Origin of the sequence: Cellulomonas hominis (assembly GCF_014201095.1) — a bacterium.
Taxonomy (GTDB): Bacteria; Actinomycetota; Actinomycetes; order Actinomycetales; family Cellulomonadaceae; genus Cellulomonas; species Cellulomonas hominis.
Genome location: NZ_JACHDN010000001.1, coordinates 3302123 through 3315482 on the forward strand (window position 1 = coordinate 3302123; position 13360 = coordinate 3315482).

The 13360-nt window shown below is 75.0% G+C and carries 13 protein-coding genes; 8 read left to right on the top strand and 5 right to left on the bottom strand.

The window, feature by feature from the left end:
• Positions 1 to 43 precede the first annotated feature (43 nt).
• Positions 44 to 910 (top strand): sigma-70 family RNA polymerase sigma factor, encoded by an 867-nt coding sequence (locus HNR08_RS15450; RefSeq protein ID WP_146833585.1) that lies wholly within the window; start codon positions 44 to 46, stop codon positions 908 to 910.
• Here HNR08_RS15450 and HNR08_RS15455 read toward each other — a convergent pair.
• Positions 879 to 1439, bottom strand: coding sequence for a GNAT family N-acetyltransferase (locus tag HNR08_RS15455; RefSeq protein WP_146833582.1), 561 nt, complete (start codon positions 1437 to 1439; stop codon positions 879 to 881). The two genes, HNR08_RS15450 and HNR08_RS15455, sit on opposite strands and share 32 nt — an antisense overlap.
• A gap of 6 nt (positions 1440 to 1445) precedes the next feature.
• Positions 1446 to 2918: an NAD-dependent succinate-semialdehyde dehydrogenase gene (locus HNR08_RS15460; RefSeq protein WP_146833579.1), complete on the bottom strand. Its 1473-nt coding sequence runs from the start codon at positions 2916 to 2918 to the stop codon at positions 1446 to 1448.
• 226 nt (positions 2919 to 3144) lie between these two features.
• Here HNR08_RS15460 and HNR08_RS15465 point away from each other — a divergent pair, with 226 nt between their 5' ends.
• Complete coding sequence (locus tag HNR08_RS15465) at positions 3145 to 3963, top strand: thymidylate synthase (protein ID WP_146833576.1); 819 nt, start codon at positions 3145 to 3147, stop codon at positions 3961 to 3963.
• 24 nt (positions 3964 to 3987) lie between these two features.
• Here the strand turns inward: HNR08_RS15465 and HNR08_RS15470 are convergent, their stop codons facing one another.
• Positions 3988 to 4308 (bottom strand): AzlD domain-containing protein, encoded by a 321-nt coding sequence (locus tag HNR08_RS15470; RefSeq protein WP_146833567.1) that lies wholly within the window; start codon positions 4306 to 4308, stop codon positions 3988 to 3990.
• Positions 4305 to 5093: an AzlC family ABC transporter permease gene (locus tag HNR08_RS15475; RefSeq protein WP_146833564.1), complete on the bottom strand. Its 789-nt coding sequence runs from the start codon at positions 5091 to 5093 to the stop codon at positions 4305 to 4307. Before HNR08_RS15475 ends, HNR08_RS15470 begins: the two co-directional genes overlap by 4 nt.
• Before the next feature lie 201 nt (positions 5094 to 5294).
• Between HNR08_RS15475 and HNR08_RS15480 the strand changes: the two genes are divergently transcribed.
• The 6 genes from HNR08_RS15480 to HNR08_RS15505 all read left to right on the top strand — a co-directional run bounded on the left by HNR08_RS15480 (position 5295) and on the right by HNR08_RS15505 (position 12175).
• Positions 5295 to 6254: a carbohydrate ABC transporter permease gene (locus HNR08_RS15480; RefSeq protein ID WP_146833560.1), complete on the top strand. Its 960-nt coding sequence runs from the start codon at positions 5295 to 5297 to the stop codon at positions 6252 to 6254.
• Positions 6251 to 7174 carry a carbohydrate ABC transporter permease gene (locus HNR08_RS15485; RefSeq protein WP_146833558.1) on the top strand — a complete coding sequence of 308 codons (924 nt, stop codon included), beginning with the start codon at positions 6251 to 6253 and terminating at the stop codon, positions 7172 to 7174. Before HNR08_RS15480 ends, HNR08_RS15485 begins: the two co-directional genes overlap by 4 nt.
• 97 nt (positions 7175 to 7271) lie before the next feature.
• Positions 7272 to 8642 (top strand): ABC transporter substrate-binding protein, encoded by a 1371-nt coding sequence (locus tag HNR08_RS15490; protein WP_146833555.1) that lies wholly within the window; start codon positions 7272 to 7274, stop codon positions 8640 to 8642.
• Positions 8639 to 9460, top strand: a complete 822-nt coding sequence (locus HNR08_RS15495; protein WP_246802918.1) for a glycerophosphodiester phosphodiesterase — start codon at positions 8639 to 8641, stop codon at positions 9458 to 9460. Before HNR08_RS15490 ends, HNR08_RS15495 begins: the two co-directional genes overlap by 4 nt.
• A gap of 93 nt (positions 9461 to 9553) precedes the next feature.
• Positions 9554 to 10474 carry a 4-hydroxy-tetrahydrodipicolinate synthase gene (gene dapA / locus HNR08_RS15500; protein WP_146833551.1) on the top strand — a complete coding sequence of 307 codons (921 nt, stop codon included), beginning with the start codon at positions 9554 to 9556 and terminating at the stop codon, positions 10472 to 10474.
• Between the two features lie 15 nt (positions 10475 to 10489).
• Entirely contained in the window at positions 10490 to 12175 is a 1686-nt protein-coding gene (locus HNR08_RS15505; RefSeq protein WP_146833548.1) for a ribonuclease J, read from the top strand.
• A 25-nt stretch (positions 12176 to 12200) separates the two neighbouring features.
• Here the strand turns inward: HNR08_RS15505 and HNR08_RS15510 are convergent, their stop codons facing one another.
• A complete protein-coding gene (locus tag HNR08_RS15510) occupies positions 12201 to 13352 on the bottom strand; it encodes a DNA glycosylase AlkZ-like family protein (protein WP_146833545.1) in 1152 nt (383 codons plus the stop codon).
• Positions 13353 to 13360: the final 8 nt, after the last annotated feature.

A 13360-nucleotide genomic window follows, 5' to 3' on the forward strand; every position in this document is an offset into this window, starting at 1 on the left:
TCGTCATGAAGGTGACGGACGGGGCGAGCAGAATGTGACGGCGATGGACACGACGACGGTCTTCGAGCAGCAGCGCACCCACCTGCGCGCCGTGGCGTACCGGCTCCTGGGGTCGGTGCACGAGGCGGACGACGCGGTGCAGGAGGCGTGGCTGCGCCTGGAACGCAGCGACGTCTCGGGGGTCACGAACCTCCCGGGCTGGCTGACGACGGTGGTGTCCCGGATCTGCCTCGACCAGCTCCGCGCGCGCGCGTCCCGGCGGGAGGACCTCGGTGCCGACCCGGTGCCGCCGCGGGACGGCCCGGTTCTCGACCCGGCGGCCGAGGCCGAGCGCGCGGACGACGTGGGCCGGGCGCTGCAGGTGGTGCTGGACGCGCTGGCCCCGGCGGAGCGGCTGGCGTTCTGCCTGCACGACCTGTTCGGACTGTCGTTCGAGGAGGTGGCGGCGGTGCTCGGGCGGTCGGAGGCCGCCAGCCGGCAGCTCGCGAGCCGGGCGCGGCGCCGCGTGCGCGGGCAGGCGGACGAGGTCGAGGTGGACCGGGCGCGGCAGCGCGAGCTGGTCGAGGCGTTCCTGGACGCCTCCCGGAACGGTCGGTTCGACGCGCTGCTCCGGCTGCTGCACCCGGACGCCGAGCTCGTGTCGGACGCCGCGGCGGCGGCGATGGGCTCGCCCGCGCGGGTCGCCGGCGGGGAGGCCGTCGCCCGGTTCTTCGACGGCAGGGCGCGCGCCGCCCGGCTCACCGAGCTGGACGGGTTCGCCGCGGCCGTGTGGTCGCTGCGCGGCGAGGTGAAGGTGGTGTTCGCGTTCGTCGTGGAGGACGGGGCGATCCGCCGGGTCGAGCTGATCGGCGACGACCCGGCGCGGCTGGACCTCGCGGTCAGATCGCGGCGCCCCACAGGTGCTCCGTGATCTCGCGGGGGTCGTCCTGCTCGCCGAGCACCCGCCGCGCGCCGACGTCGCCGAGGCCCGCCGAGCCGAGGAACTGCTCGCGCACCGCGTCGCCCTCGATGACCCACGTCTGCACGGACGTCGCGCGGTCCTCGTCCCGCAGCAGGTCCACGACCGCGGCGAGCAGCCGGGAGCCGTGACCCGCCCGGCGCTCGGCGGGGTCGACCTCGAGCGCCAGGATCTCGCCGCCCGGGGTGTCGTCACCCGAGCCGGGCGGCGCGACCACGGGGGCGACCGAAGCGAAGCCGACGAGCCGCGGGCCGTGCATCGCGACCAGCACCCGGTAGCCGCGCCCGGGCGGGGCGGCGATGGCGGACGCCCACTGGTCGGCGACGCGCGCCGGGTCCACCGCGTCCAGCACCTCGGCGCCGATCGTGTCGGTCAGCGTCGCGCGCCAGGCGGCGAGCTGGACGGCGGCGATGGCGGTCTCGTCGCCGGGCACCGCGGGGCGCACGGACACGTCGGACGTCGCGGGGGAGAGCAGGCTCATGGCGCCTCACAATGCCACGTACAGCGGCTCCAGGTACTCCTCGATGCCGGCCTCGCCGCCCTCGCGGCCGATGCCGGAGGACTTGACGCCGCCGAACGGCGCCGAGGCGTCGGACACCATCCCGCGGTTCACGCCGAGCATGCCGGTCTCCACCTGCTCGGCGAGGCGCATGACCCGGCCGACGTCCCGCGTGTACGCGTACGCGACGAGCCCGAACTCGGTCGCGTTCGCCAGCCGGACGCCGTCCGCCTCCGTGCCGAACGTGACGACGGGTGCGACGGGCCCGAACACCTCCTCGCGGACGGCGCGCGCGTCCTCCGGGACGCGGTCCAGGACGGTCGGCGGGTAGAAGTACCCGCGCCCGCCCGGCCGCTCGCCGCCGGTCCGCACGCGCGCCCCGGCGTCGGCCGCCTCGGCCACGACCTCGTCCACCCGCTCGACGGCCGACCGCTCGATCAGGGGGCCGACCGTGACGTCCGGTTCCGTGCCGCGCCCGACGACCAGCCGCTCGAACGCCGCGGTCAGCCGGTCGGTGAACTCGGCGGCGACGGGCTCCTGCACGAGGAACCGGTTGGCCGCTACGCACGTCTGCCCGGCGTTGCGCATCTTCGCCTGCACCGCCCCCTCGACGGCAGCGTCCAGGTCGGCGTCCTCGAACACCAGGAAGGGCGCGTTCCCGCCGAGCTCCATGGAGGTGCGCAGCACGCCGTCGGCGGCCTGCTTGAGCAGCGTGCGCCCGACCTCGGTCGAGCCGGTGAACGACAGCTTGCGCAGGCGCGGGTCCGCGATCACGGGTCCGGTCAGCGCCCGCGACGACGACGTGGGGACGACGTTGACGACGCCGGTCGGCAGGTCGCGGGCGTCGAGCTCGGCACGCAGCAGCTCCGCGAAGTACGCGGTCGTCAGCGGCGTGAGCTGCGCGGGCTTGATGACGACCGGGCAGCCGGCCGCCAGGGCGGGGGCGACCTTGCGCGTGATCATGGCGATGGGGAAGTTCCAGGGCGTGATGAGCAGCGCCGGGCCGACCGGGCGGCGCAGCACGAGCTGGTGGTGCGTGCCGGCGGGCGCCCGGCGGGTCAGGCCGTCCAGGCGGACCGCCTGCTCGGAGTACCAGCGCACGTACTCGGCGGCGTACGCGACCTCCGCGCGCGCCTCCGCGAGCGGCTTGCCGCCCTCCGCCGTGACCAGCGCGGCCAGGTCCTCCGCGCGGGCGGTCATCGCGTCGAACACGGCGCGCAGCACGTCCGAGCGCGTGCGCGGGGCCGTCTCGCGCCACGCCGGGAACGCCCGGTGCGCGGCGTCCAGCGCGGCGAGGCCGTCGTCCGGTGCGCCGTCGGCCACCTCGAACAGCACGTCGGTCGTCGCCGGGTCGGACACGGCGAACGTGCCGCCCCCCGTGGCGTGCCGCCACTCACCCCCGATGAGCAGGCCCGTCGGGGTGTGCGCGGCGACGTACGGCGGCAGCGGCGAGGTCGTCATGCGCCCAGTGTCGCGCTCGCCTCTCGCACCGGCTCGCCGAACCGCCCCCGCCGACGCACCGAGGTCGCAGCAGGTGCCGGCCTCAGGGCGCGGAGACCGACACCTGCTGCAACCTCGCCGGGCGGGCCGGGCTCGCCGGCCGGGCGGGGCGGGCCGGGCGGGCGGGCCGAGGCGGGCCGGGCGGGGTGCGCGGGTCGCGGGGGTGGCGCGATCTACGATGGCGCCCATGACCTCCCCGGAGCGCGCAGTCGGCCGCACACCCTACGAGGACCTGCTCGCGCTGGTGCTCGAGACCGGCACCCCCAAGGCCGACCGCACCGGGACCGGCACCCGCAGCGTCTTCGGGCACCAGATGCGGTTCGACCTGACGCAGGGGTTCCCGCTGGTCACGACCAAGCGCGTGCACCTGCGGTCGATCGTGGGCGAGCTCCTGTGGTTCCTGCGCGGCGACTCGAACGTGCGGTGGCTCCAGGAGCACGGCGTGTCGATCTGGGACGAGTGGGCGGACGCGGACGGCGAGCTCGGCCCGGTGTACGGGGTGCAGTGGCGCTCGTGGCCCACGCCGGACGGCGGCACCGTCGACCAGCTCGCGCAGCTGCTGGACAACCTCCGGGCCGACCCGGACTCGCGCCGGCACGTCGTGTCGGCGTGGAACGTCGCGGACATCCCGTCGATGGCGCTCGCGCCCTGCCACGCGTTCTTCCAGTTCTACGTCGCGGACGGCCGGCTCTCCTGCCAGCTCTACCAGCGGTCGGCCGACCTGTTCCTCGGCGTGCCGTTCAACATCGCGTCGTACGCGCTGCTGACGCACATGGTGGCCCAGCAGGTCGGCCTCGAGGTCGGCGACTTCGTGTGGACCGGCGGCGACTGCCACATCTACGACAACCACGTCGACCAGGTGCGCGAGCAGCTGACCCGCGAGCCGTACCCGTTCCCGACGCTGCGCCTGAACCGTGCGGACTCGCTGTTCGACTACGCGTTCGAGGACGTCGTCGTCGAGGGGTACCAGCACCACCCGGCGATCAAGGCGCCCGTCGCCGTCTGAGGTCGCGGCCCGGCGCGGGGCGGCTCAGGGCATCCCGAGCCACCGCAGCAGCGCCGCCGTCGCGGCCGCCAGCAGCACGACCAGCACGAACGGCGCCCGCAGCAGCAGCGCCACGGCCGCGACCACGAGCGCGACGACCCGCGCGTCCAGCACGAGCGACCCGTCGGACGTGCCCACCTGCACCGCGACGAGCGCCGCGAGCAGCGCCGCGGTGACGAGCGCGGCGGTCCGGGTCACCCGCGGCGCCGCCAGCAGCCGCTCGGGCAGCAGGTGGCCGGCGACCTTCGTCGCGAGCACGACGACCGACGACGCGAGCACCGCGACCCACACGGTGAGCCGGCTCACGAGGCGGCCCCCGCGGGTCCGGGCGTGACGACCGGTCCGGCGGCCGCCTCCGCGCCGGGCGGCTCCGGGTCGCCGTCCGGCCGCTCGAGGACCCCGACGACGACCGCCAGCGCCGCGGCGGCGAGCACCGGCACGCCGGCGGGCACGACGGGCGTGAGGGCCAGTGCGGTGGCCGCCGCGGCGACCGCCACCACCCGGACCGTCCCCGTGCCGGCGCCGGACAGCCGCGGCCAGAGCAGGGCGAGGAACGCGGCGCCCGCCGCGGCGTCCAGGCCGTAGCGCCGCGGGTCGCCCAGCGCGTCGCCGAGCAGCGCGCCCGCGAGCGTGAACGCGTTCCACAGCAGGAACACCCCGGCGCCCGTCCACCAGAACCCCGCGCGGGTGGCGGCGGGGGAGGGCTGGGCGGTCGCCACCGCGGTCGACTCGTCGATCGTCAGGTGCGCCGCGAGCAGCCGGCGCCAGCCGCGCGCGCCCAGCAGCGGCGCGACCTGCACCCCGTACAGCCCGTTGCGCGCGCCGAGCAGCCCGGCGGTCGCGACCACCGCGCCGACCCCGCCGCCCGCGCCCAGGACGCCGACCGCGGCGAACTGCGAGCCGCCGCTGAACATCAGCAGGCTCAGCACCATCGTCTGCGGCAGGTCGAGCCCGGCCGCGACGGACAGGGCGCCGAAGGACACGCCGTACAGGCCGGTGGCGACGGAGACCGACAGGGCCGTGCGGACGGCCGAGCGCACGACCGGGTCCGAGGAGCGCGCGCCCGGGCCGGGGAGACCGAGGAGGGGCACGCGACGAGGGTAGGACGCGGCGCCCGGGCGGACGCGACCTGACCGCCGGGTGGACGTCCTGACGCCCCGGTGAACGGCCGGACAAGGGTTGCCGAACGTCGGCGCGGACCCCTGTCGTGGCAGGTCGGGGGCGTCGCAGAGTGTCCAGGGCCGCAAGGGCGCGGGCCGCGACACCGATCCCGACCCGAGCGGACCTCCTTCGTGACCACTGCTGATCTCCTCGCCCCGCCCCCGGCCCCCGCGCCGGGGACCGCGCCCCCGCGGCGCGCCGGGGCCCTGCGCTCGCGCCGCCGCCGGTCGGCGCTGCTCTGGTTCCTCCTGCTGGCCGGGCCGAACGTGGCCCTGCTGCTCGTGTTCGTCTACCGGCCGCTGCTGCAGTCGTTCTACCTGTCGACCCTGCAGTGGAACCTCGGCTCCCCGGTGGCCCGGCAGATCGGCCTGGGCAACTACGTCGAGCTGGTCACGTCCCGCGGGTTCGGCCAGGTCGTCACGACGACCGTGGTGTTCACCGTCGCCACGGTCGGCGGCGCGATGCTGCTGGGCCTCGGGCTGGCGCTGCTGCTCGACCAGAAGCTCCGGGGCCGCGGGTTCGCCCGCACGGTCGCGTTCGCCCCGTACGTGCTGTCCGGGTTCGCCGTCGGCATCCTCTGGCTGTTCATCTTCGACCCGCGGTACGGGCTGATGCGCGAGGTGCTGAGCTGGTTCGGCGCGCAGTCGCCGCAGTGGTACACCGAGCGCCCCTGGCCGCTGGTCATGATCATCGTCGTCTACCTCTGGAAGAACCTCGGGTACGTCGCGCTGATCTACCTCGCCGGCCTGCAGTCGGTCCCGCAGGACCTCAAGGACGCCGCCGCCCTGGACGGCGCCTCGCCGGCCCGGACGCTGCGGTCGATCGTGCTGCCGCTGCTCACCCCGACCACGTTCTTCCTGCTGGTCACGATGCTCCTGGCCTCGCTGCAGTCGTTCGACATCATCAAGGCGATGACCCAGGGCGGGCCGCTCGGGTCCACCACGACGCTCATGTACTCCGTGTACCAGGAGAGCTTCGTCAACGGCCGCGCGGGGTACGCCTCCGCCGTCGCGACCGTCCTGTTCCTGGTGCTGCTCGCGGTGACCGCGGTGCAGATGCGCTTCGTCCAGCGGAAGGTGCACTACGCATGAGCGTCCTGACCCCGCGCCGCGAGGCCGCGGCGCCCTCCGCCTCCTCCGCCGCGCCGTCCCCGGCGCCGCGCCCGACGCCGGCCGCGTCCCGCCCGGGCCGCCGCGCCCGCCCGCACGTCGCCGGCTACGTGACGATGGTCGTCGCCACGGTCGTCCTCGGTGCGCCGCTCGTGTGGCTCGTGCTCGCCAGCCTCAAGGCGCCCGACGAGCTGTACCAGCTCCCGCTGCAGTGGCTGCCCGGGTCGCCGTCGTTCGACAACTACGCCCAGGCCGCCTCGACCGTCCCGCTCGGCCGGCTGCTCGCGAACAGCGTGGGCATCACCGTCGTCGGCGCGGGCCTGAAGGTGGCGCTCGGCCTGGCGTGCGCCTACGCGCTGGTGTTCCTCGAGCTCCCGTACAAGAAGGCCGTGTTCGGGCTGGTCATCGCGACGCTCATGATCCCGCCGCAGGTCACGATCATCCCGAACTACACCCTGGTGGCCGACCTCGGCTGGCTGAACACCTACCAGGGCATCCTCGTGCCGGGTCTGGCCAGCGCGTTCGGCACGTTCCTGTTCCGCCAGCACTTCCTCACCCTGCCCGCCTCCATCCTCGAGGCCGCGGAGCTCGACGGCGCGGGGCACTGGCGCCGGCTGTGGCGCTTCGTGGTGCCGATGAGCACCCCGACGATCGCCGCCGTCACGCTCGTGTCCGTCGTCACCGAGTGGAACGACTACCTCTGGCCGTTCCTCGTCGTCGACCGCCCCGACAAGATGACGCTGCCGATCGGCCTGACCCTGCTGCAGAACATCGACGGCATGACCAACTGGGGCGTGCTGCTGGCCGCCACCGTCGTCGTGACCCTGCCGATCCTCGCGGTCTTCCTCCTCCTGCAGCGCCGGCTCGTCGCCGGCCTCACCGCGGGGGCCGTCACCGGCTGACCTCCCGCGCCACACCCCCGGACCGGCGGGTGCGCCCCTGCGCGCCCGTCACCCGAGCGCCGGACCCCCGGCGCCGAACCCCCGAAGGAGCACTCACGTGTCCCACCCCCGCAGCCGTCTCCGTGACCGTCGCGTCACCGCCGGACTGGCCGCCGCCGTCGCCGGCACGACCCTCGCCCTGACCGCCTGCGGCGGCCCGAGCGTCGGTGCCGGGACGACCGCCGAGGCGACGACCGACGCGACCGACTGGTCGCAGGTCGAGCCCGCCTCCGAGATCACCTGGTGGAGCAACCACCCCGGCCAGTCGCAGGCCGTCGAGGAGCAGCTCATCGCCGCCTTCGAGGCCGAGAACCCGGACATCACCGTCGACCTGGTGACCGCCGGCGCCAACTACGACGAGGTCGCGCAGCGGTTCCAGGCCGCGTCGCAGACCGACGAGAAGCCGGACCTGGTCATCTCCTCCGACGTGTGGTGGTTCCGGTACCACCTGAACGACCAGATCATGCCCCTGGACGACGTCTTCGAGTACCTGGACGCCGACGCCGAGGACTTCCAGCCCGGCCTGTACGGCGACTACGAGTACGACGGGCAGCACTGGGCAGCGCCGTACGCGCGCTCGACGCCGCTCTTCTACTACAACAAGACGATGTGGCAGGCCGCCGGGCTGCCGGACGAGGGCCCGGAGACGTGGGAGCAGCTCCAGGAGTGGAGCACCGCCCTGGAGGCCCAGGTGCCCGAGGGCGGCTCGCCGTTCGGCCTCAGCCTCGGCACGTCGTGGTCGGCCTGGTGGTTCGAGAACATGATCTGGGGTCAGGGGGGTCAGTACTCCGACGAGTTCGACGTGACCCTCGACTCCGACGAGGCGCTCGCGGGCGGCGCGTTCCTGCGCGACCTGTTCCACGGCGACGACGCGATCGCCACGGTCTCGGCCGACGACTCGATGGCCGACTTCGCCTCCGGCCTCATCGCCTCGACCATCGGCTCCACCGGCTCGCTCAAGGGGGCGCTCGACGCGGCCTCGTTCGAGGTCGGCACGGCGTACCTGCCGGACGGCCCCGCCGGCGGCGGCACCCCGACCGGCGGCACCGGCCTGGCGATCTCGTCCTCCAGCACCCCGGAGGAGCAGCTCGCCGCGGCGATGTTCCTGGCGTTCCTCACGGACACCGAGAACACCGCGACCTTCTCCCAGGCCACCGGCTACATGCCGGTGCGGACCTCGGCCGTCGAGTCCGACACCATGAAGGCCGTGTACGAGCAGGCCCCGCAGTTCCGCACCGCGGTGGACCAGCTCGCCGACAAGGCCCGCGCGCAGGACTACATCCGGGTGTTCGTCCCGGGCGCCGACGCGCTGCTCACCGACGCGATCGAGCAGATCGTGCTCGAGGGCACCGACCCGGCCGCGGCCTTCGAGTCGGTCACGCCGCAGATCGAGACCGCCTACCGTGAGAACGTGGAGCCCTACCTGTGACGGACACGTCCGCCGACCGGACCGGGGTCGCCCTCGTGGGCGACCCCGGTTCCGGGGTCCCCGCGGCGCTCGCGACCCGCCCCGTCGTCATCGCGCACCGCGGCAACTCCGCGGTCGCCCCCCAGAACACCCTCGCCGCGTTCGAGGCCGCCTGGCGGGCCGGCGCGGCGAGCATCGAGATCGACATCCAGCCCACGGCCGACGGGCAGGTCGTGGTGATCCACGACGAGACCGTCGACGCCACGACCGACGGGCAGGGCGTCGTCACCCAGATGTCGCTCGACGCGCTGCGCGCCCTCGACGCCGGCTCGTGGTTCGCGGCGGCCTACGCCGGCCAGCGGGTGCCGACGTTCGCCGAGGTGCTCGAGCTCCTGGTCCGCCGCCCCGGCCTGGACCTGCTGCTCGAGCTCAAGGGCCCGTGGACCGTCGACCAGGTGCGTCCGGTCACCGACGCGATCCGGGCGGCCGGGCTGGCGGACCGGGTGATCGGGCAGAGCTTCTGGCCGGAGTCGGTCCGGGCGCTCGCCGAGGCCGACCCGGGGCTGCGGCGCGGGCTGCTGGTGTTCGAGGTCGAGGACCCCGCGGGGCTCGTCGCCCTGTGCGCCGACCTCGGCGTCGTCACCTGCAACCCCTCCGGGCCGCTGCTGCTGGCCGACCCGGGCCTGGTGGCGCGCCTGCACGACGCGGGGCTGCAGGTCATGGTGTGGACGCTCAACGAGCCCGAGCACTGGGCCGCCGCCGCGGCGCTCGGCGTGGACGCGGTCATCACCGACCGGCCCGACCGGCTCGCCGGCTGGCTCGCCGCGCACCCGGCGTGATCGCCGGCGCGGCCCTCGCGGGGGCCGCGCCGGCGGCGGCCGGAGGCTGGTCGCGGGGCGCGGGCGGGCGGCGTGGGGCGGTACCGTGGCCCCATGCTCCCCGCCACCCCGTCGCGTCCGTTCGGCGCGGTGCTCACCGCCATGGTCACGCCGATGCGGGAGGACGGCGCGATCGACCTGGACGCCGCCGTACGCCTCGCGACGCACCTGGTGGACCACGGGCACGACGGCCTGGTCCTCAACGGCACCACCGGCGAGTCGCCCACCACGCACGCCCCCGAGAAGGCCGACCTGATCAGCGCCGTCGTCGCCGCCGTCGGCGACCGTGCCGCGATCGTGGCCGGCGCGGGGTCGAACGACACGCTGCACGCCGTCCGGATGGCCGAGCAGGCCGCCGAGGCCGGCGCCGACGGCCTGCTCGTCGTCAGCCCGTACTACTCCCGCCCGTCGCAGGACGGCGTCGTACGCCACGTCACCGCGGTGGCCGACTCCACGCCGCTGCCGGTGATGCTCTACGACGTCCCCGGGCGCACCGGCGTGCGGTTCGCGCAGCCGACCCTGGACGCGCTCGCCGCGCACGAGCGGGTCGTCGCGATGAAGGACGCCACCGGCGACGTCTACGCCGCCGCGAAGGCCGCCGCCCGCACGGGCCTCGCCTGGTACAGCGGCGACGACTCGCTGTACCTGCCGTTCCTCGCGCACGGCGCGGCCGGCATCGTCAGCGTGGTCGGCCACGTCGCCGGCCCGCAGCTCGCCGCGATCACCGCGGCTCACGACGCCGGGGACCACGCCCGTGCGCTCGAGATCTTCCTGTCGATCGCACCGGCGATCGACGCGCTCAACGGCCAGGGGTTCCAGGCGGTCGCGGCGAAGGCCGCGGTCTGGTCCCTCGGCCTGATCCCGTCCCGACACCTGCGGCTGCCGAACGTGGCCGCGTCGGACGAGGACGTCGAGGCGGTGCGCGCGGGCCTGAGTGCCGCGGGCATCGTCGACGCCCTGTCCACTGTGCTGTAGCTGACCAGGAGAAGCATGTCGCACCCCCACCCCGACCTCGCCCTGCCGCCCGCCCTGCCCGAGGGCGCGCTGCGCATCGTGGCCCTCGGCGGCCTCGGCGAGGTCGGCCGGAACATGGCCGTCCTCGAGTACGGGGGCCGGCTGCTCGTCATCGACTGCGGGGTGCTGTTCCCCGAGGACCACCAGCCCGGCGTCGACCTGATCCTGCCGGACTTCGGCTACATCGCCGACCGCATGGACGACGTCGACGGCATCGTGCTCACCCACGGGCACGAGGACCACATCGGCGCCGTGCCGTACCTGCTGCGGCTCCGCCAGGACATCCCGCTGATCGGCTCGCAGCTGACGCTCGCCTTCGTCGAGGCGAAGCTCAAGGAGCACCGCATCACGCCGCTGACCCTCGCGGTGAAGGAGGGCCAGACCGAGCAGGTCGGCGCCTTCTCGTGCGAGTTCGTCGCCGTGAACCACTCCATCCCGGACGCCCTCGCCGTCGCCGTCACGACGCCCGCCGGCACCGTGCTGCACACCGGCGACTTCAAGATGGACCAGCTCCCGCTGGACGGCCGGATCACGGACCTGCGCGCGTTCGCGCGCCTGGGGGAGAAGGGCGTCGACCTGTTCATGGTCGACTCCACCAACGCCGAGGTGCCCGGGTTCGTCACCCCGGAGCGCGAGATCGGCCCCGTGCTGGACGGCGTGTTCGCCACGTCCGCGCGCAAGATCGTCGTCGCGTCGTTCTCCTCGCACGTGCACCGCGTGCAGCAGGTGCTCGACGCCGCCGCCGCGCACGAGCGCAAGGTCGCCCTGGTCGGCCGGTCGATGATCCGGAACATGACGATCGCCGCCGAGCTCGGCTACCTCAAGGTGCCCGAGGGCGTGCTGGTCGACGCCAAGCGGCTCGGCGACATCCGGGACGACGAGCTCGTGCTCATGTGCACCGGCTCCCAGGGCGAGCCGATGGCCGCGCTGTCCCGGATCGCCAACGGCGACCACAAGATCGCGGTGGGCCCCGGCGACACGGTCATCCTCGCGTCGTCGCTGATCCCCGGGAACGAGAACGCCGTCTACCGGGTCATCAACGGCCTCACCCGGCTCGGCGCGCGCGTCGTGCACGGCGGCAACGCCAAGGTGCACGTCTCCGGGCACGCGTCGGCCGGCGAGCTCCTGTACTGCTACAACATCCTCAAGCCGCGCAACGTCATGCCCGTGCACGGCGAGGTCCGGCACCTGGTCGCGAACGGCGCGCTCGCCGTGAAGTCGGGGGTCCCGGCCGACCGCGTGGTGCTCGCCGAGGACGGCGTGGTCGTGGACCTGGTCGACGGCCGGGCCTCGGTCGTCGGCGCCGTGCCGTGCGGGTACGTGTTCGTCGACGGCTCGAGCGTCGGCGGCATCACCGAGGCCGACCTCAAGGACCGCCGGATCCTCGGCGACGAGGGCTTCATCTCGATCTTCGCGGTCATCAGCTCGACCGACGGCAAGGTGCTCGGCAAGCCGCAGATCCTCGCCCGCGGCGTGGCCGAGGACGACGCGGTGTTCGACTCGATCCTGCCGGAGGTCACGGCGGCGCTCGAGGAGGCCTCGCGCGGCGGGGCGACCGACACGCAGCAGCTGCAGCAGGTCGTGCGGCGGGTCGTCGGCCGCTGGGCGTCGAACCGCCTGCGCCGCCGGCCGATGATCATCCCGGTGGTCGTCGAGGCGTAGCGGGCCCGGGGCCCCGGGGCCGGGGTCAGGCGACCTCGGCCCCGCGGAACGCCGCGAGCCGGGCGTGCTGCTCGGCGACCGCGGCCGTGAGCGCGCGGTCCCACGGGGCCCAGGGGTCGAGCTCGACACCGAGCCGGCGTCCCTTCGCCCGAGGGCGCCAGGTGCCGACCACGTCGCCTCCGGCCAGCACCGCGCCCGGGCGGCCCAGCACGGGCCACAGGGCCTTCCGGCGGGCGGCGTCCGGGACGAGCACCTCGCGGTCGCGCGCCTGCAGGAACAGGTCGTACGGGCCGAGCAGCCGGACGACGGGGTCGCCGGAGGGCCCGACGGCTGGCTCGGCCGCGTCCCGCAGCGCCGGAACGTCCTCGGCCAGCACGGACGCGCAGGCCCCGGCCACCGCGACCTCGACCGCGTCGGCCGGCCAGCGCCGCCGCACGTCGGCGACCGGCGCGTCGAGGAACGCCGCGACGTCCTGCGGGGTCGCGGGGCCGAGCAGGTGCAGCACGCCGCGGACGAGGTCGTGGGCGCCGTCGCCGGCCCCGGTCTCGTCGTCGCGCTCGACCGCGCCGACCTGGGCCGCGGGGAACCCCGGCGCGCGCCGCAGCACCGGGGGAGAGGTGCCGGGCTCCAGCTCCAGCCCGGCGTGCAGCGCGCCGAGCCGGAACGGCATCTCGAACATGTGCGTCGCCCCGCACGGCCGGCACCACCGGAGGTACGGCTCGTCGAGCTCCGCGGTCATCCGGCTGGACAGCACGCCCTTCACGGTGGGTCCGGCGACGACCCCGTGCATCGTGCGGGCGACCCGGGCGAGCGCGTCGACCGGCCGGATCCCCGCCGCCCGCAGCGGCTTCGCGGCGTCGTAGATCCGCTTCCCGGCGTCCGCGTCGGAGTACGGCCGCAGCGCGCGCTGCACCGCGGGGAGGTCCGCGCGCCGGTACGCGTGCGGGGCGCCGCGCACGCTCCACGCCACCGCGAGACCGTCCGGCCACGCCCCGGCGGACACCGGCACGCCCCGCAGGGCGAGAGCCCAGAGCGCGCCGTCGGGCCCCGTGTCCTGGACGCCGGCGTCCAGCACGGCGGTGTCGGTGACCGCGCGCCGGGCGTCGGGCGCGCGGTCGAGCTGCTGCGCCCGGACCCGGTACCGGCGCACCTGCGCGGGGGAGACCTGCGTGTCCATGCCCCGAG